Annotated in this window: 19 protein-coding genes and 1 tRNA gene; 13 read left to right on the forward strand and 7 right to left on the reverse strand. The window is 64.9% G+C overall.

Going from position 1 to position 18,258, the window contains the following annotated elements:
• Nucleotides 1-49 precede the first annotated feature (49 nt).
• A tRNA-Thr gene (locus tag VK792_RS08915) sits at nt 50-125 on the reverse strand.
• Nucleotides 126-264: 139 nt separating this feature from the next.
• On the opposite strand from VK792_RS08915, the gene VK792_RS08920 reads away from it, so the two are divergent.
• The 3 genes from VK792_RS08920 to metG all read left to right on the forward strand — a co-directional run bounded on the left by VK792_RS08920 (nt 265) and on the right by metG (nt 4,285).
• A complete protein-coding gene (locus tag VK792_RS08920) occupies nt 265-1,146 on the forward strand; it encodes a hypothetical protein (RefSeq protein WP_326297121.1) in 882 nt (293 codons plus the stop codon).
• Nucleotides 1,147-1,225: 79 nt separating this feature from the next.
• Nucleotides 1,226-2,449 (forward strand): MFS transporter, encoded by a 1,224-nt coding sequence (locus VK792_RS08925; RefSeq protein WP_326297122.1) that lies wholly within the window; start codon nt 1,226-1,228, stop codon nt 2,447-2,449.
• Nucleotides 2,450-2,572: 123 nt separating this feature from the next.
• On the forward strand, nt 2,573-4,285 hold the full coding sequence (metG, locus tag VK792_RS08930; RefSeq protein WP_326297123.1) for a methionine--tRNA ligase: 1,713 nt from the start codon (nt 2,573-2,575) through the stop codon (nt 4,283-4,285).
• A 55-nt stretch (nt 4,286-4,340) separates the two neighbouring features.
• On the opposite strand, the gene VK792_RS08935 is transcribed toward metG, so the two are convergent.
• The 3 genes from VK792_RS08935 to VK792_RS08945 all read right to left on the reverse strand — a co-directional run bounded on the left by VK792_RS08935 (nt 4,341) and on the right by VK792_RS08945 (nt 6,554).
• Nucleotides 4,341-5,606 (reverse strand): M24 family metallopeptidase, encoded by a 1,266-nt coding sequence (locus tag VK792_RS08935; RefSeq protein ID WP_326297124.1) that lies wholly within the window; start codon nt 5,604-5,606, stop codon nt 4,341-4,343.
• Between the two features lie 25 nt (nt 5,607-5,631).
• Nucleotides 5,632-5,931 (reverse strand): hypothetical protein, encoded by a 300-nt coding sequence (locus tag VK792_RS08940; RefSeq protein ID WP_326297125.1) that lies wholly within the window; start codon nt 5,929-5,931, stop codon nt 5,632-5,634.
• Between the two features lie 194 nt (nt 5,932-6,125).
• Complete coding sequence (locus tag VK792_RS08945) at nt 6,126-6,554, reverse strand: FKBP-type peptidyl-prolyl cis-trans isomerase (RefSeq protein ID WP_326297126.1); 429 nt, start codon at nt 6,552-6,554, stop codon at nt 6,126-6,128.
• Between the two features lie 160 nt (nt 6,555-6,714).
• Between VK792_RS08945 and VK792_RS08950 the strand changes: the two genes are divergently transcribed.
• From VK792_RS08950 to VK792_RS08970, 5 genes are all read left to right on the forward strand, one after another.
• Nucleotides 6,715-7,398: a haloacid dehalogenase type II gene (locus VK792_RS08950; protein ID WP_326297127.1), complete on the forward strand. Its 684-nt coding sequence runs from the start codon at nt 6,715-6,717 to the stop codon at nt 7,396-7,398.
• Nucleotides 7,398-8,219: an alpha/beta fold hydrolase gene (locus tag VK792_RS08955; protein ID WP_326297128.1), complete on the forward strand. Its 822-nt coding sequence runs from the start codon at nt 7,398-7,400 to the stop codon at nt 8,217-8,219. The genes VK792_RS08950 and VK792_RS08955 overlap by 1 nt, the downstream gene beginning before the upstream one ends.
• A 185-nt stretch (nt 8,220-8,404) precedes the next feature.
• A complete protein-coding gene (locus tag VK792_RS08960) occupies nt 8,405-9,373 on the forward strand; it encodes a threonine ammonia-lyase (protein ID WP_326297129.1) in 969 nt (322 codons plus the stop codon).
• A gap of 14 nt (nt 9,374-9,387) precedes the next feature.
• Nucleotides 9,388-10,176, forward strand: a complete 789-nt coding sequence (gene pcaD / locus VK792_RS08965; RefSeq protein ID WP_326297130.1) for a 3-oxoadipate enol-lactonase — start codon at nt 9,388-9,390, stop codon at nt 10,174-10,176.
• Complete coding sequence (locus VK792_RS08970) at nt 10,169-10,879, forward strand: alpha/beta fold hydrolase (RefSeq protein ID WP_326297131.1); 711 nt, start codon at nt 10,169-10,171, stop codon at nt 10,877-10,879. The genes pcaD and VK792_RS08970 overlap by 8 nt, the downstream gene beginning before the upstream one ends.
• Nucleotides 10,880-10,969: 90 nt before the next feature.
• On the opposite strand, the gene VK792_RS08975 is transcribed toward VK792_RS08970, so the two are convergent.
• Genes VK792_RS08975 through VK792_RS08985 form a run of 3 tightly spaced genes read right to left on the reverse strand, consistent with a single transcriptional unit; the run spans nt 10,970 to nt 14,529 of the window.
• Nucleotides 10,970-12,352 (reverse strand): sensor histidine kinase, encoded by a 1,383-nt coding sequence (locus tag VK792_RS08975; RefSeq protein WP_326297132.1) that lies wholly within the window; start codon nt 12,350-12,352, stop codon nt 10,970-10,972.
• A gap of 9 nt (nt 12,353-12,361) precedes the next feature.
• The gene (locus VK792_RS08980; protein WP_326297133.1) at nt 12,362-13,792 is read right to left on the reverse strand and encodes a dihydrolipoyl dehydrogenase family protein; all 1,431 of its coding nucleotides are present in this window, start codon (nt 13,790-13,792) and stop codon (nt 12,362-12,364) included.
• A 2-nt stretch (nt 13,793-13,794) separates the two neighbouring features.
• On the reverse strand, nt 13,795-14,529 hold the full coding sequence (locus VK792_RS08985) for a TVP38/TMEM64 family protein (RefSeq protein ID WP_326297134.1): 735 nt from the start codon (nt 14,527-14,529) through the stop codon (nt 13,795-13,797).
• A gap of 283 nt (nt 14,530-14,812) precedes the next feature.
• Between VK792_RS08985 and rpmH the strand changes: the two genes are divergently transcribed.
• From rpmH to VK792_RS09010, 5 genes are all read left to right on the forward strand, one after another.
• Nucleotides 14,813-14,947 carry a 50S ribosomal protein L34 gene (gene rpmH, locus VK792_RS08990; RefSeq protein WP_005980833.1) on the forward strand — a complete coding sequence of 45 codons (135 nt, stop codon included), beginning with the start codon at nt 14,813-14,815 and terminating at the stop codon, nt 14,945-14,947.
• A 26-nt stretch (nt 14,948-14,973) separates the two neighbouring features.
• A complete protein-coding gene (gene rnpA, locus VK792_RS08995) occupies nt 14,974-15,408 on the forward strand; it encodes a ribonuclease P protein component (protein ID WP_326297136.1) in 435 nt (144 codons plus the stop codon).
• The gene (yidD, locus tag VK792_RS09000) at nt 15,405-15,626 is read left to right on the forward strand and encodes a membrane protein insertion efficiency factor YidD (RefSeq protein ID WP_326297137.1); all 222 of its coding nucleotides are present in this window, start codon (nt 15,405-15,407) and stop codon (nt 15,624-15,626) included. The genes rnpA and yidD overlap by 4 nt, the downstream gene beginning before the upstream one ends.
• 56 nt (nt 15,627-15,682) lie before the next feature.
• Nucleotides 15,683-16,567: a tRNA 2-thiocytidine(32) synthetase TtcA gene (gene ttcA, locus VK792_RS09005; RefSeq protein ID WP_326297138.1), complete on the forward strand. Its 885-nt coding sequence runs from the start codon at nt 15,683-15,685 to the stop codon at nt 16,565-16,567.
• A 61-nt stretch (nt 16,568-16,628) separates the two neighbouring features.
• On the forward strand, nt 16,629-18,164 hold the full coding sequence (locus tag VK792_RS09010) for a bifunctional diguanylate cyclase/phosphodiesterase (protein WP_326297139.1): 1,536 nt from the start codon (nt 16,629-16,631) through the stop codon (nt 18,162-18,164).
• The last annotated feature ends 94 nt before the right edge of the window (nt 18,165-18,258 follow it).

The following is an 18,258-nucleotide window of genomic DNA, read 5'->3' on the forward strand; positions in this document are numbered from 1 at the left end:
CACTCGCCTTGGGGCAAGCGTTTCACTTTGACAACGTGATAGGCTGAATTGGTGCCGGCAGAGGGACTTGAACCCCCGACCCCGAGATTACAAATCACGTGCTCTACCAGCTGAGCTATACCGGCGTGGTGAAGGCGTCTTAGCAGCGGGTTTCGGCATCGGCAAGCGCCTGAAGGCGCTGCATCGTCACGAACTCTCCTTAAAAAATGCTGATTTGCGTGACACATTGGCGAGAACGAGCAAAAGCAAAGACAGGCCAGCCCCATGCGGATCGCGATTCACGCAGGCGCACATTGCACCGACGACGACAGATTGCTGAAGGCGCTTCTGCGCAATGCCGACGGCTTGCGCGGTCGGGCGGTGTCGATTCCCGGCCCCGGTCGCTATCGCGGGTTGCTCAGCGACGCGCTGAACAAGCTGGGTGATGCCACCCCCGCGCCGGATTCGCGCGAGATTCTATTGGAACGCATCCTGTCGGAAGACGCGGACATGGTCGACCGCATGGTTCTGAGCCACGAAAACCTGTTCTGCGTCCCAAAGCTCATGCTGTCCGGCGGCGTTCTGTACCGCAAGGCCGAAAGCCGCCTTGCAGCGCTGGCGCGGCTGTTTCCGGGGGACGAACTTGAACTCTACCTTGGCCTGCGAAACCCTGCGACGCTGCTGCCAACCTGCTTCGGGTCTGCCCCCGGCGGCAGTTTCGAGGAATTTCTCGGCGGGATGGACCCATTGCAGTTCCGTTGGTCCCATCTGATTGCCGGGCTGCGCAAAACGCTTCCCGATATGCCGATCACCATCTGGTGCAACGAAGACACCCCTCTGATCTGGGGAGAGGTCATTCGCGCGCTGGCCGGGCTTGAGTCGGGGGCCAAGATCGTGGGTGCGTTCGATCTCCTTTCGGAAATCATGGACAGCGAAGGGATGCGCCGGTTCCGGGCCTATCTTGCCGAACACCCCACCATCAACGAGGCGCAGAAACGCCGGGTCATGATGGCCTTCCTCGACAAATACGCGCTGGACGAAGAACTGGAAGAGGTGCTGGACCTGCCCGGCTGGGACGAAGCCTATGTCGACCGGTTGACCGCGATCTATGACGCCGATGTCGATGCGATGGCCGCCATGCTCGGAGTGCGCTTGATCGGGGCCTGACCGCGCCCGCATCCTAAAACGACGCGGCCCCGTCGCATCCGTCATTGACCAAGGGCGATTGCGCGCCGCAACTGGTCGCATGCGCCTCTTGATTTCCTTCGCCGCCCTGTTCCTTTCGGTCATCCTGCTTCAGCTCAGTTCCGGGGGGGTCGGCCCGCTCGATGCATTGTCGGGTTTCGCGCTGGGGTTCACGACGACCCAGATCGGTCTGTTGGGGTCGGCACATTTCGTGGGCTTTTTCATCGGGTGCTGGTGGGCGCCGCGCCTGATGGGCAGCGTTGGCCATTCGCGCGCCTTTGCCGCGTTTGCCGCGACGGGCGCGATTGGGTTGTTGGCGCATATGCTGATCCTTGATCCCTATGCCTGGGCGCTGATGCGTGTGGCGTCGGGCCTGTGCGTGGCCGGATGCTATACCGTGGTCGAGGCGTGGTTGCAGGCCAAGGTCACCAACGAAACCCGGGGCCGCACCATGGGTGTCTACCGTGTGGTCGATATGGGGGCATCCTTGGTGGCGCAGCTGGTGATTTCGGTTCTCGAACCGGCGGATTACGTTTCCTACAACATCCTCGCGCTGCTGTGCTGTGCCACCGTGATCCCGCTGACCCTGACCCGGGTCGAACAGCCCAGCACCCCCAACGCCCCACGGTTGCGCCCCCGCCTTGCGGTGGACCGGTCACCACTGGCCGCCGCCGGGGTCGTCGTGGCCGCGCTGTCCTCGGCCTCGTTCCGGATGGTCGGCCCGGTCTATGGCGAAGGCGTAGGCCTGCAAACCGATCAGATCGCGTTTTTCCTGGCCGCCTTTGTTGGCGGCGGCGCGCTGGCGCAATATCCCGTCGGCTGGCTGGCTGACAAGTTCGACCGCCGCTGGGTTCTGATCTGGCTATCGCTGGCCGCGATCGCCGCCAGCGTCGGGATCGCGATGATCACCGGGCTGGGGACTCTTGGGGTGATGATTTCCGCCGCCGTGTTCGGGCTGACAACCTTTCCGATCTATTCGGTTGCGGCAGCCCACGCGCATGACTTTGCCGAACCTCATGAACGGGTCGAACTGTCGGCGGCGCTGATGTTCTGGTTCGCGGTGGGGGCCATCGCCGCCCCCTATGTCGCGTCGTCGCTGATCGGCCTGTTCGGCCCGCCGGCCATGTTCCTGCTGATTGCGGCAGGGCACGCGGTGCTGGTCGTTTTTGGCCTGATCCGGATGCGCGCCCGCCCGGCGGCGATCAAGCGCACGCCCTATGTCTATTCGCCGCGCACGTCGTTCATGATCGGGCGTTTGCTGAAAGGGTCGCGCGACCGCGACTGATCCCGACGAGCATTCCCGGTGTCCCGGGCGCGCAAGGCGGCAAAGGCCGCCCTTCCCCGCTGGCAACCGCGCACAACATCGGCTAAGGGGGGCAACGACCCGCGCGCAAGACGGATACACCACATGACCCGCCACCTGATCACTTCGGCCATTCCCTACATCAACGGCATCAAGCACCTGGGGAACCTTGTCGGCAGCCAGTTGCCCGCTGACCTGTTCGCCCGCTACCAGCGTGCGCGGGGGCGCGAGGTCCTGTTCCTGTGCGCCACAGATGAACACGGCACCCCAGCAGAACTGGCCGCGGCCAAGGCCGGTCAGCCGGTGGCTGAATACTGCGCCGAGATGCACACGGTTCAGTCGAAGATCGCTGAAGGCTTCCGTCTGTCGTTCGACCATTTCGGCCGGTCCTCCAGCCCGCAGAACCACAAGCTGACCCAGCATTTCGCAGGCCAGCTGAACGCCAACGGGCTGATCCGTGAAGTCACGGAACAGCAGATGTATTCCAAGGCCGATGGCCGGTTCCTGCCCGACCGCTATATCGAAGGCACCTGCCCAAACTGCGGTTTCGACAGCGCCCGTGGCGACCAATGCGACAACTGCACCAAGCAGCTGGACCCGGTCGACCTGATCAACCCGCATTCGACAATTTCCGGGTCCACCGATCTTGAACTGCGCGAAACCAAGCACCTGTACCTGTGCCAGTCCAAGATGAAGGACCAGCTTGAGGCCTGGATCGACAGCAAGACCGACTGGCCGATCCTGACCACCTCGATCGCCAAGAAATGGCTGAACGACGGCGACGGCCTGCAGGACCGCGGGATCACCCGCGATCTGGACTGGGGCGTGCCGGTCAAGGATGGCGACAAGGACTGGCCCGGGATGGAAGGCAAGGTCTTCTACGTCTGGTTCGATGCCCCCATCGAATACATTGCCTGCGGCGCCGAATGGGTCGAATCCGGCAAGGGTGACAACTGGGAACGCTGGTGGCGCACCGACAAGGGCGCCGACGACGTGCGCTATACCCAGTTCATGGGCAAGGACAACGTGCCGTTCCACACCCTGTCTTTCCCGGTCACGATCCTTGGCTCGGGCGAGCCGTGGAAACTGGTGGATTACATCAAGTCGTTCAACTACCTGAACTATGACGGCGGCCAGTTCAGCACCTCTCGCGGGCGCGGCGTCTTCATGGATCAGGCGCTGGAAATCCTGCCGGCGGATTATTGGCGCTGGTGGCTGTTGTCCCACGCGCCGGAATCGTCGGACAGCGAATTCACCTGGGAAAACTTCCAGAGCAGCGTGAACAAGGATCTGGCCGACGTGCTGGGCAACTTTGCCAGCCGCGTGACGAAATTCTGCCGGTCCAAATTCGGCGAAGTCGTACCCGACGGCGGTGCCATGACCGAGCGCGAAACCGCACTGATCGCCGCGCTGACAGAGCGTGTTCGCGCCTACGAGACCCAGATGGAGGCGATCGAGGTCCGCAAGTCGGCACAGGAACTGCGCGCGATCTGGGTGCTGGGCAACGAATACCTGCAAGAGGTGGCGCCATGGTCGACGATCAAGACCGACCCGGACCAGGCCGCCATGCAGATCCGCCTGGCGCTGAACCTGATCCGGCTTTACGCCGTACTGTCGTCGCCTTTCATCCCCGATGCCAGCGCCGATCTTATGGCCGCGATGCGGACCGACAACACCGACTGGCCCACGGACGTTGCCGCCGCGCTGGAACTGCTGCCCGCAGGCCATGTCTTTGACGTGCCCGAGGTGACCTTCCGCAAGATCACCGATGCCGAACGCGAGGACTGGCAGCAACGTTTTGCAGGGGTGCGCACCTAAAGCCCGCCGAGTAACAATTCAAAACGCGCCGTTCCGGGAAACGGCGCGTTTTAAGTCAGGCCCGCATCATCTGCGTGGTCACCTTGTTCAGTTCGATGGCACCGGTGTCGCTGATCACAACCGTGCCCCCCAGATTGGCGTAGCGCCTTCCGAACATACAGCTTGGCTCAAAGGCAAAAGTCATCCCCGGTTGCAGCACAAAATCTGCCCCCATTGTCGGCACCTCAGCCGCAAGCGGATAGCGCTCGGCCCCATCCAGCTGATTGAACCCTTCAACAAAGCCGCAGACCAGACCGAATGGGTTGATCGAATGCAGGAAGGGATGAACATTGAACCCACCCGCTTGTTTCAAAGGCGCCTGCATCGCATCGACCACCTCGCCAAAGGTGACGCCGGGCCGGGCGGCAGCAAGGCCTGCCTCGTAGGATGCCCGGGCCGTCTCTGCGGCGCGTTCATAGTCGGCGTGAACCTTGCCCACGGCGACGGTAATCTGGTGTTGGGTTTCGAGCAGTCCCAGCGATGAAAACAGTTCCCCGGCGATCACGTCACCGTCTTCGATCACTCGGGGCGCCTGCGGGCGATAGGTCCAGCCGGGGGGACCGAAACTGATGAAATCCTTGCCAGATTGCAGCAGTAATTCAGCGGTAAACCCCACCTGCGCGGAACACGCCGCAATCGCCGCGGAATAAAGCTGACCTTCGTGCACGCCCGGCCTGACCGCATCGCGCAAGGCAATGGCCATCGCCTCGCCGACGTTGGCAGACCAGCGCAAAACCGCCAGCTCTTCGTCACTGCGCGCCACGGTCAGTTCGAAAAACCGGTTACCCACCGGAACAAAGGTCGCCTTGGGAAACGTGTCCAGAACTGCCTTCCACATCGTATAGGGAATGGCCCCGCCGAAATAGAACGGCGGATAAGAGTCCAACCCGATCACGCCGATCCGTTTCTGCCCAAGGCCCAGTTCCTGCATCAACAATGCCAGCAATTGGCCGTTGGGCGCGCCCGCATAGAAATGTTCGGGCTGGATCCAGACATCTTCGCCGCGATCCAGTGCCTGCATATGGTCATTTGCAGCCAAGGCAAAGGCCAGCACGCGCGGGGCGCCCTGGCGGGGAAATACAACCAGCGCCCCGGGCCGGTCATTGGTGAAATAGGTGTCCATCGTAAACGGCGCCGGGAACGCCCCTTCGCGGGATCCGAACACGACCAATCCTTCCAGGTCCTGTTCGTCCATGATCTGCCGCGCAATGCCCCAGCGCCGGTCGCGTTCTGCGGTCGAAAAGCGGGGGATCGTCTGAATCTCCTGAACCATGTCTTTCATCGGTCTGTCTCCTGATTTTTCGGTGCTACGAAATGCGGTCGCCTTCGATCTGGGCAGAGCCCAAGGGCAACTTGGCCAGCCCCGAAAAATGTGTGCCTGAAACCTGACCGGTGACATGCGCCTTGAGTTTGCCGATGGGGGTGGGGATGCGGGTGTCAAACGCGATCTGATTGCCCTGAACCGACCCGCCGCTGAAGGCGACCTCGCCTTTGGTGTTCTGCAAATTCCCGCTTAGGGTTGTTCCATCGGTTTTCAGAGACATCATGCCCTGCTGTTCACCGACAGGGGTTTTCAGGGATAGTTTGTATTGGCCGTCGATACGCATCGTCTGTTCCTTTCCTTTGATCGTCGGGCCGCTTGGCGCGACGGTGTACAGGCCAGCAAGATTGCAAAAGAACCCCGATTCAGACTGTCCCCCAGATTACTTCTGCGTAAGTCACGGCTGGGACCGAGTCCCGTGCCGACAAAAGAAAACGGCCCCGCACAGGCGGGGCCGTTTGTCTGCGCAAGGGCGTGGCTTTACCCGATCGCGACCAACTCGATTGCAAACGTCAGGTCTTTGCCCGCCAGCGGGTGATTGGCGTCCAGCGTCACCTCGGTCTCCGTTACTTCGACGACGGTCACAGGGACGACCTGACCCGACGGTGTCTGCATTTGCAACTGCATCCCAAGGTCCAGTGGAATGTCGTCGGGGATGTTCGACCGCGGCACAGGCTGGCAGGCTTCGGGGTTCGACTCGCCATAGGCCTCGGCGCAGGGCACTTCGACCACTTTCTTGTCGCCCACGGTCATGCCGGGGATCGCCTTGTCCAGGCCGGGGATGATCTGGCCCGATCCGACGGTGAATTCCAACGGATCGCGGCCTGCGCTGCTGTCAAAGGTGCTGCCATCGGCGAGTGTGCCGGTATAGTGAATCTTGACGGTGTCACCCGATTTGACCTGGGTCATGCGGTATCCAATCTGTGTGGGAAGGGTTCGTTGCAGAGGCCGCGCCGCGCACGGGTTCTCTAGGCTCTGGCAAAGCCTAACGGTCGCGGCGCCGGAATGCAAACTTCCCCCTTTCCCCTGCCCCGTCCCCATGCAAACCTGCCCCCGCAGGGAGGATGCCATGACCATCACCACATGTGTTTTCGACGCCTACGGCACGCTTTTCGACGTAGGCTCCGCCGCGCGGCGGCTGGCGGAACGGCCCGGGCACGACCGGCTGGCGGCCTGTTGGCAGAAGCTGGCGGAAGACTGGCGCCGCAAGCAGCTGGAATACAGCTGGCTGCGGGCGATCACCGGCGATCATATTCCGTTCTGGCTGGTCACCCAGCACGGGCTGGACTGGGCGCTGGAACACAACGGCCTTGATGGCGACCCGGTGCTGCGCGAGGACCTGCTGGCGCTGTACTGGGAACTGGCCGCCTATACCGAGGTGCACAGGATGCTGGCCACGCTCAAGGCGATGGGCAAGACCTGCGCGATCCTGTCGAACGGCAGCCCCGACATGCTGGACGGCGCGGTGGGCAGCGCCGGAATCGGCATGTATCTGGACGCTGTGCTGTCGGTCGAAGACGTCGGCATCTTCAAGCCCGCACGCGCAGTCTACGACATGGTGGGGGAACGGTTCGGTTGCACCCCGAAGGAAGTTTTGTTCGTATCGTCAAATGGTTGGGATGCGGCGGGCGCGGCTGGATATGGCTTTGTCACGGCCTGGGTCAACCGCACCGGTTTGCCCATGGACAGGCTTGCGCATGACCCGCACCACGTTCTGTCCGACCTGACCACCATTCCGGAGCTGATTGCCTGATGCCCAAGTTTACCGCCAATGACGGCCTGTCGCTGCATTACCTGGACGAAGGCGACGGCATCCCGCTGCTGTGTCTGGCCGGGCTGACCCGTGACACCCAGGATTTCGACTATCTTGCCCCGCACCTGGACGGGGTGCGCCTGATCCGGATGGACTATCGCGGTCGCGGGCAGTCGGACTGGGGCGATCCAAAGACCTATACCATCCCGCAGGAAGGGCTGGATGCGGTGACGCTTCTGGATCACCTCGGCCTGGAAAAGGCAGCGATTCTGGGCACTTCGCGGGGTGGCCTGATCGCGATGGGGCTGGCGGCGACGGTCAGGGACCGGCTGATCGGCGTCGCGCTGAACGACATCGGGCCGGAAATCGCGCCCGCCGGGCTGGACGTGATCAAGGGCTACTTGGGCCGAAACCCGTCGTGGAAAACGGTGGACGAGGCGGTGGCGAAACGCGCGGGCGTCATGGCGGGCTTTGCCAATGTCCCCGAAAGCCGCTGGCGCGAAGAGGTTCAGCACCTCTACCACGCCACGCCCGAAGGGCTGAAAATCACGTATGATCCGGCACTTAGAGAGGCCGTTCTGGATGCAGGCGCGCAACCGGTGCCCGACCTCTGGCCGCTGTTCGACGCGTTGTCCGGTCTGCCCCTGTGCGCGATCCGGGGGGCCAATTCCGATCTGCTGTCGCCCGAAACCTTTGCCGAGATGCGCCGCCGTCGCCCCGACATGATCGCGGCCGAAGTGCCGGATCGCGGGCATATCCCCTTCCTTGACGAACCCGAGGCGCTGGATGCGCTGCAACGCTGGCTGAAGATGCTGAAATGACCCGAAATGCCGGGGTTCAAAGCCTGTTTGTACGCAGATGCCGGACATCTTGTACGGTGGAGCCGTACAAAACCCCTTGTTTCGGGCCATATTGCGCCCCGAAGGCCCGTCGCCGCCAAAACCCGTACGATTGTCGCCGTTTTTCGTACAACTGACCCCGTTTTCCAGATCGCCCCGAGGACCGAATGAACATCGACATGATCCACGCCGCCGCCGACCGCCTGAAGGGCCATGTCCGGCGCACGCCTTTGCTGTCTTCCCCGTTCCTGGATGACATCGCCGGGCGCCGGGTTTTCGTGAAACCCGAATGCCTGCAGCACACCGGCAGCTTCAAGTTCCGCGGCGGATGGTCGGCGGTGTCGGCGCTGGACCCCGAGGTGCGAAAGTCGGGGGTGATCGCCTTTTCCAGCGGCAACCACGCGCAGGGCGTGGCGCTGGCCGCGCAGTTGCACAGCGTACCGGCCGTCATCATCATGCCGTCCGACGCGCCCGCGATGAAGATCGACAACACCCGCGCGCTGGGGGCCGAGGTCGTGCTGTACGATCGCGCGACGGAAGACCGGGACGAGATCGGCGACAGGATTTCCTCTGACCGCGGGCTGACGCTGATCAAGCCTTTCGACGAGCCGCAGGTCGTCGCCGGGCAAGGCACCTGCGGGCTGGAGATTGCCGAACAGGCGGCGGAGCTGGGCATCACCGAGGCCGAGGTGCTGGTTTGCTGCGGCGGCGGCGGTCTGACCTCGGGCATCGCGCTGGCGCTGGAGGCCCATGCCCCGGCAATGACGGTACGTCCGGTAGAGCCCGAGGGGTTCGACGATGTGAAACGGTCGCTGCAAGCCGGATCCATCCAGCGCAACGCCGCGCTGTCGGGCAATATCTGCGACGCGATCGTCACGCCGGCGCCGGGGCACCTGACCTTTCCGATCATGCAGCGGCTGTGCGGCGCCGGGCTGAGCGTGACCGAGGACGAGGCGCTGCGCGCCATGGCCCATGCCTTTGCCCGGCTCAAGCTGGTGGCCGAACCCGGCGGGGCGGTGGCACTGGCCGCCGCGCTGTTCCGGGCCAAGGAGCTGACCGGCGATACGGTGATCGCAACGATTTCGGGTGGCAACGTCGATGCACCGATGTACGCCCGCGCTTTGGACTTTGCCTGAGGGAGGATCAGACGATGCATATGGCAGAACTTGAAGGGGTGCGGCTGCATTACCGGATCGACGGCGACCCGGATGGCGCACCGGTGGTCTTTGCCAATTCGCTGGGCACGGATTTCCGGCTGTGGGACAAGGTGGTGCCGCTGCTGCCCAAGGGGCTGAAGCTGATCCGCTATGACAAGCGCGGCCACGGGCTGAGCGAGCTGACGCCCTTTCCCTACAAGATGGGCACGCTGGTGCGCGACGTCGAAATGCTGATGGACCACCTGGGGGTGAAGGACGCGATCTTTGTCGGCCTGTCGATCGGCGGGATGATCGCACAGGGCCTGGCGGCCAAGCGGCTGGACCTGGTGCGCGCGATGGTGCTGTCGAACACCGGCTCGAAGATCGGCACGCGCGAGATCTGGGACCAGCGCATCGCCGATGCCCGCGCCGGCGGGATCGAGGCGCTGGCCGACGCCACGATGCAGCGCTGGTTTTCCGGTGCCTTCCGCCAGACGGCGGAATTCCACGCCTGGCGCGCGATGCTGGTGCGGCAGCCGCTGGAAGGCTACCTGGGCTATTCGGCGGCGATCCAGGGGACGGATTTCATGACGCCCACCAGCGGGCTGCGCCTGCCCACCCTTGGCATCGCCGGAACCGAGGACGGATCGACTCCGCCGGACCTGGTGCGCGAAACCGTGGGGCTGGTGCCGGGTTCGGAGTTTTACCTGATCCGGGGTGCCGGACACCTGCCCTGCGTGGAAAACCCCGAGGAATACGCCCAGGTGCTGGGCGATTTCATTACCCGGCAAGGCCATGTCTGAGATCGTTCTGATCCATGGGTCGTGCCACGGGGCGTGGTGCTGGCGCGACGTGGCGCCCGTGCTGGAGGCGCTTGGGCACGACGTGCGCGCCATCGACCTGCCCTCGCACGGGGAAGACCCGACACCGCTGGAGGCGGTGACGCTGGCGGGCTATGCCGAAGCGGTGCTGGCGGCGATCCGGGGCCGGGCGGTGGTGGTCGGGCATTCGATGGCGGGCTTCCCGATTTCGCTGGCCGCCGAAATGGCCCCGGAGAAGATCGCGCGGCTGGTGTATCTGTGCGCCTACCTGCCGTGGGACGGCTACAGCCTGGTCGAGATGCGCAAGGCCGCGCCGCGCCATCCGATCCTGAAGGCGTTGCGGCGGTCGGAGGACGGGACGTGTTTCAGCTTTGATCCCGCACATGCGCGCGAGGTGCTGTATCACGATTGTTCCGACGACGCGGTGGCGTTTGCGCTGGCGCATCTGCGCCCGCAGCCGATCACGCCACAGGACACGAAGATCGCGCTGGGCGACCGGTTCGCGGGGGTGGCCAAGAGTTACATCCGGTGCCGCCAGGACAGCGCCATCCCGGCGGAGTTCCAGGACGAGATGTCGGCCGGGCTGGCACCGGGGGATGTATACGACCTGCCCGGATCGCATTCGCCGTTCCTGGCGGACCCGGCGGGGCTGGCGAAGCTGATCGACCGGATCGCGCGCGGGTAGCCCGGGAGGGGGCGCTGCCCCCTCTTGGCCTGCGGCCAATTCACCCCCGGGATATTTGGGGCAAGATGATGGGGATGGGCGCGCGCCGGGTCAGGCGACGTCGCCCATCGGCAGGCGCAGCACGAAGGTGGTGCCGGTGGCGGCGCTGTCCTTGAGCGTGATCGTACCGCCGTGGCCGCGCAGGAGTTCGGCCACGATGGCCAGGCCCAGCCCGGCGCCGCCCTTGCGCACGCCGCCCTGGAACGGCTGGAACAGGTGTTCGCGCGCCTTGGGCGGCAGGCCAGGGCCGGTGTCGGCGACCTCGATGATCCAGCCGTCGTCGGTGGTGTAGCCCTTGATGCTGATTTCCCCCGGCTGGCCGCTGCCGGCGATGGCCTGGCGGGCGTTACGGACGAGGTTTTGCAACACGCGGTAGATCTGTTCGGGGTCGGCGCGCACGGTCATGGTGCCGGGGATGTCGGCCGAGAGGCTGATATCGGCGTCGCCGATGGCAAGGCGTTCGGCGTCGAGCACCTCGTCCGTCAGGCGGGCGAGGTTGAAGCGGCTGAGCATCGGGGCGGGTTCTTCGGCGCGGCCGAAGGCCAGAGTGGATTCGCACAGCGACACCGCGCGGGTGATCGAGCCCACGAGTTTTGGCGCCATGCGGGCGACGGTGGGATCCTTCGAGCCTTCGATCCGGTCGGTGAACAGCTGCGCGGCGGTCAGGATGTTGCGCAGGTCGTGGCTGACCCGGGCGACGGCGGCCCCGAGCTGGGCCAGCCGGTCCTTTTGTTTCAGCGCCTGGGTCAGCTGGGTCTGCAGCGATTGCAGGGCTTCTTCGGCCTGACGCAGTTCGGTGACGCTGGCGCTGGGGGTGATGATGCTGCGGGTGTCTTCCGGTGCTTCGGCATAGCGCTGCATGTGGCCGACGACGCCCGCGATCGGACGCACCAGCAGGATACGCACCGACAGGAACAGCAAAAGCGCGGTGATGATCGAGATCACCGCCGACAGCAGCAGAATGCGCAACCCGTAGTCGAACATCGCGACGCGCAGGTCGGTGGTCAGCATCGTGACCTCGATCAGCAGCCCGGCTTCGAGCCTTGGGTTGCCGATCACCCGGATCACCCGCGGTTCCGGGTCCAGAAGCCGGACCAGCGCGTCGCGGATCAGGGTGATGGCGGGCGGGTCGCGCAGATCGAAGCTGGCCTCGACGGCGCCGGGGACGGGCCCCGAGAGCACCAGCTGGCGCATTTCATCGCGGCGCAGGACGACGTTGAAGACGCCGGCGTTCTTCAGCAGTTCGTTTTCGAGGTCGGGGCTGATCATGTCATCGGCCAGCAGCGCGAGCGAAGCGATCTGCGCCCGTTCGAGGTGGCCCAGCAGGTAATCTTCTCGGAAGCGGGCGACAGAGGGCACGAAGATCAACACCTCGGCCAGCATGACGAAGACCGTTGTCAGAACAAGGAACCGGCCGGAAAGCGAGTTGAGCATGGGGTCCTTCTAGGGCAGCCAGCGCTGCACGGCGCCTGTAACCTTCTTCACTGTCGGGTTTTCGAACAGCCTGGGGGCAAAATAAGCGCCCGCCGCGCGTTTGTTAACCTCTGCAATCGTCGGATAGGGGGCGACCATGGCGGCAACCTGGGACATTTTCAACCGGTTGGCCAGCGCCAGCGACCACAGCGCGATCAATTCTCCGGCCTGAGGCCCGGCGATCGACACCCCGACCGGGCGGCCCTTGTGGACCATGACCTTGATCAGGCCGCGGTTTTCCCGTTCGGCAATGGCGCGGTCGTTGTGGGTGATCTCGAAGCGGGCGACCTCGACCCTGTCGCCGTGTCGGTCGCGGGCCTGCGCCTCGGTCAGGCCGACCTGGGCCAGTTCGGGGCGGGTGTAGGTGGCCCAGGGGATGTGATGGGTCTGCGCCCGGGACGGCAGCGCGAACAGGGCAGAGCGCAGGATGACCCCGGCGTGGTAGCCCGCGACATGGGTGAACTGCAGCCCGCCCGCCACGTCGCCAATGGCATAGACGCGGCGGTTGGTGGTGCGCAGGCCGGCGTCCACCCTGATCCCGGTGCGGGTGGTTTCGATGCCCGCCTTGTCAAGGTCCAGGCGGTCGGTATTGGCGCGGCGGCCAACCGCGATCAGCAGGTGGCTGCCGGTGAAGCGCTGGCCTTCCGTCTGGCCATCCCTGGTGGTGACAGTGATGGCGCCGGGCTTGCCGGAGACCTGGGTCACCTGCGCGTGTTCGGCGATCTGCACGCCATCGGCGCGCAGTTGGTCGAGCACGAAAGCGGCGGTTTCCGGGTCGTCGCGCCCCAGTGCGGTGGCGCCTTCGATCACGGTGACCTGACTGCCCAGGCGACGGTGGGCCTGCGCCATTTCCATGCCGATGGGACCGCCGCCGATGATCAGCAGGTGATCGGGGCGGTCGCGCAGTTGCCAGAGCGATTCGTTGGTCAGGTACGGCACGGTGTCGAGCCCGGGGATGGGCGGGACCAGCGGCGACGAGCCGGTGGCGATCACGATTCGCCGCGCGGTGATCGTGTCGTCGCCCGCTTGCACCTGCGTGGGCGACAGGAAGCGGCCATAGGCACGGATCACCTGCACCCCAAGGCCTTCGAACCGGTCCTGGCTGTCGACAGGGGCGATATGGGCAATGGTCCGGGCCACGTGGTCCATCGCGGCGGCATAGTCGACCTGCGGCGGCGCACCGGTGATGCCGAAGGGCCGGGCATGGGTCATCGCGTGGGCCTGGGTCGCGGCGGCGATCAGGGCCTTGGACGGAACGCAGCCATAGTTCAGGCAATCGCCCCCCATTTCGTGCCCTTCCAGCAGGATCACGCCGGCGCCCATCTGCACCGCGCCAGCGGCGACGGACAGCCCGCCGGAGCCTGCCCCGATGACGAGTAGATCGGTTTTCAGCTGCGCCATGGTCAAATCCCCTTGCGTCCGCGAATCGCGTTGATGACGATGGGCAGGGCGGCCAGCGCGGCAAGGCCGAGAATCGGGCCAATCACCTGCGGCGCCCAGAGCAGCGACAGGTCGGGGGTTTCTCCACGGTCGAAGATCTCGGCCACGCCGACGCCGATCGAGGTAAAGACGATGCCGCCGGGAATGATGCCCAGCGCCGTGGTCCACAGGAAGTTGCGGAACTTCACGCCGACCAGCGCGGGCACGAGGTTGGCCACGAAGAACGGCACCACGGGGACAAGGCGCAGCAGGAACAAGACGCTGATTTCATTGTCGTGCAGCCCCGTTTTCAACCGCTTCACCGCCCCTTCGGACGTGTCGAGCCGCGCCGCCAGCGTCCGGCCCAGACCGGCGCGGGCGGCCAGAAAGATGGCCGCCGCGCCGATGGTGGCCGCGAACACGTTCAGCGCTGTCCCGGCCCAGAGACCGAACAGGAAGCCCCCGGTGACAGAGGCCACGGCCGCGCCCGGCAGGGAAAATGCCACGATCACGATGTAAAGCGCGACAAAGGCCACGGCGACCAGCAGGTAGTTGCTGTCACGGAAGGCCAGCAGCGCCTCTCGGTTGTCGCGCAGGGTTTCGAACGACAGGTAGTCGCGCAGGGTGAAAGAGCCGATCACCGCGACAACCGCGATCACGATCAGCGGGATGTGGCGGCCAAGGCGGCGGGTTGCGGGGGTGTCTGTCATCTGGCTCATGGGGCTTTCCGGGTCTCAACGCTCTAACACAGATGCGGCGGGCTGCGGTGATCGGGCAGTGCATTTCACGCCCGGTTGAACGCCGGTGACAGGTTTGCAACGGTTTTGCAGGGGATTCCCGCCGGTCTGTAACATTCGGGGGCGGCGCGGCTTCGAAAATGTTGCAAAAGCCCCCGTGCAAGCGTTTGACAAGTCGGGGCTTCGCTCCTATAGCACGGGCTTCGAACACATCCGGCCCCGCGAATCCGCGCTTCAGGGCCCGCGAACTGACGGAGACGGAGCGATGAAACGCACCTACCAACCCTCGAACCTGGTCCGCAAGCGCCGTCACGGCTTTCGTGCGCGCATGGCAACCAAAGCAGGCCGCAAGATCCTGAACGCCCGTCGCGCACGCGGCCGCAAGTCCCTGTCTGCCTGACAGGGCTGACCGTTTCGGGTTTAGACATGACACCGCCGACGGCCCCCGATCAACACCCGGGGAATCTGCCTTCGGCGGTTTCATTGTGTCGGACCGACGGTTTGACCGAATCGCCGCCGCCCCTGAACGTGCTGCGCAAGCGCTCGCAGTTTCTGGCTGCGGCGCGGGCCAGAAAGCAGGGCACCGGCGGCATGCTGGTGCAGGCGCGTGATCGCCGCGACGACAGCCCGGGAATCGGGGTCGGTTTTACCTGTTCCAAGAAGGTCGGCAATGCTGTGGCCCGCAACCGGGCCAAGCGGCGACTGCGAGAGGTCGCCCGCAGCGTGCTGCCGGAGCTGGGCAAACCCGGCTTCGACTATGTTCTGATCGGCAAGCCCGAGGCAACCATAGCACGCCCGTTCTCCGAGCTGCAGAACGATCTGCGCTACGCGCTGAAGAAACTGCACGGTGCTGCACCATGACCCCGCTGGCCTATGTCCTGTCCCTGCCCGTCCGGGCCTATCGGCTGATCGGCAGCCCTTGGGTGGGCCATGGCTGCCGCTATCAGCCGACCTGTTCGGCTTATGCGCTTGAGGCGCTGGAAAAGCACGGCGGGATCAAGGGCAGCTGGCTGGCGATCAAGCGGATCGGGCGGTGCCACCCGTTGGGCGGGTCGGGCATCGACAACGTGCCGGACTGACCGCCCACACGCCAAATCCCTTGCCCGTGCCGCTGCAACCGCCTATGGCAGCCTCCATGCTTGACGACGCCGACGATATCCATCCGCTGTTCTACGGAGCCCCGAAAAGCACCGAGTTCAAGAAGCTGCGCAAACGCATCGTGCAGAACGTGCGCGAGGCGGTCGAACACTATGGCATGGTCGAACGCCGCACCGATGGCACGACGCCGAAATGGCTGGTCTGCCTGTCGGGCGGCAAGGACAGCTATACGATGCTGGCGATCCTGCATGAACTGAAGTGGCGCGGGCTGCTGCCAGTGGATCTGCTGGCCTGCAACCTGGACCAGGGGCAGCCGGGCTTTCCCGCGACGGTGCTGCCCGAGTTCCTGGAACGGATGCAGGTGCCGCACCGGGTGGAATACGAGGACACCTATTCCATCGTGAAGCAAAAGGTCCCCGCCGGGCGGACCTATTGCGCGCTGTGTTCGCGGCTGCGACGCGGGAATCTGTATCGCATTGCGCGGGAAGAAGGCTGTTCGGCGGTGGTGCTGGGGCACCATCGCGACGACATCCTCGAGACCTTCTTCATGAACCTGTTCCACGGCGGGCGGCTGGCGACGATGCCGCCGAAGCTGGTCAACGAAGAGGGCGACCTGTTCGTCTATCGCCCGCTGGCCCATGTCGCCGAGGCCGATTGCGAAAAATTCGCCAAGTCGATGAATTACCCGATCATTCCCTGTGACCTGTGCGGATCGCAGGACGGGCTGCAGCGCCAGCAGGTCAAGCAGATCCTGGACGGCTGGGAAAAGAACAGTCCCGGCCGGCGACAGGTGATGTTCCGGTCGCTGATGAACATCCGGCCCAGCCACATGCTGGACCCGAAGTTGTTCGATTTCGCCGGGCTGATGCGCGGATCCGTTGAAACTGACGAAAACCCGAACGACATTCCCAAGTTGCGTTAAGCCCGCGTTCAGCCAGATGCCCCGACCCTGCCCGCGTGTGTAGGGAAAACGGGGTATGATCATGGCGAACAGGGTTTCGCACTGGGTGACTGAACTGCGGCGCCGCTTGCGGCAGATGCTGATCGGGCCGCAATTGCTGGCGTTTGCGCCGGCGCTGTCGCTGGCGGCCTTCTGGTTCGGCGGCGAAACGGTGCTGATCGCGGTGGCGCTGGGGCTGCCGGTGCTGGTGGCGGCCATTGGCGTCGATCCGAACAAGGAAATCCCGCTGTCCGGGCCGCGCGCACCAGACCGGCTGAGCCTGAACGACCTGTCAGACCGGGCCGAGGCGGCAATGGCGCTGGCGCGGCGCAGTGGTCGCAACACTGCCTGCCTGCTGATCGCGGTCAGCGGGCTGGACCGGGTTGTCGCCGCATCTCGCGACGGGACGCGCCGGGCGCTTCTGGAACGGGTGCGCAGCCTGTTGCGCGAAGGCGACCTTACAGCCTGGGCGGCGGACGGACAGATCGCGGTGCTGCTGCACCCCGGCAAGCTGGACCTGAACGCGGTACAAATGCTGGCACAACGGCTGCAAACCGCGCTTGAGGATGCCCTGCCCGCCGATCGCGAAAACCTTCACTTCTCCGCCGCCATCGGCATCGGCATGAGCAGCCGCCTGCGTGCGGGTGCGGGCGGCGGCGCGCTGCTGCAGGCGGCCCGCGCCGCACTGGACGAAGCCCAGCGCGCCGGTGCCTCTGGTATCCGGGCGCAGCGGCGCATGGCGGATCCGCCGCGCCGCGTGGATGCCGAACCGCTGCTGGTGGGAGAGGTATTGCAGGCGCTGGAAACCGGGCGGATCGCGCCATGGTACCAGCCCATCGTCGATGCACGCAGCGCCGATCTGACCGGGGTCGAGGCCCTGGCGCGCTGGCTGCACCCGACCCGCGGCGTGATCGCCCCCGCCGAATTGCTGCCCGCGCTGGACCAGGCAGGGGGGATGGAACGGCTGGGCGAAATCATGCTGCACAGCGCCTGCGTCGCGCTTCAAGCCTGGGACCGGGCCGGGATGGATATTCCTTCGGTGTCGCTGAACTTTTCCGAAGTGGAATTGCGCAACCCCCGCCTGGCCGAAATCGTTTCGTGGGAACTGGACCGGTTCGGGCTGTGCGGCGACCGGTTGCGCATCGAAGTGTTGGAATCAGTCCTGCTGACCGAAAGCGACGAGTGCCTTGTCCGCTCGATTAACGCGCTGGCAGAGCTTGGGTGCGGCATCGACCTTGACGATTTCGGCACCGGCCAGACCGGGATCGCGGCGCTGCAACTGGTGCCGGTACACCGGCTGAAGATCGACCGCCGGTTCGTGACCCGGATCGACCGCGACGACCGGCAGCGCAGGCTGGTGGCCGCGCTGATCGGGCTGGCAGAGCGGATGGGACTGGAAACCGTGGCAGAAGGCGTTGAAAGCCATGGCGAACACGCGGTTCTGGCGCAATTGGGCTGCACGCACCTTCAGGGATACGGAATCGCCCGGCCGATGCCCGGGGACCAATTGCACGACTGGTGCCGCGCGCATGCGGCAAAACTGGCGGCCATTCCGCGGATCGCGGGGGCGAATGGCTGAATCCCGCGTGCACAGGGCCGTGACACGGGCGCGCCCCGACCGGAAACCGCTTGACCTTTGCCGCCTGTCTCTGTTGAACCCACCTGACGGAAAA

The sequence above is a fragment of the Mesobacterium hydrothermale genome, from assembly GCF_035818635.1.
GTDB classification, from domain to species: Bacteria; Pseudomonadota; Alphaproteobacteria; order Rhodobacterales; family Rhodobacteraceae; genus Mesobacterium_A; species Mesobacterium_A hydrothermale.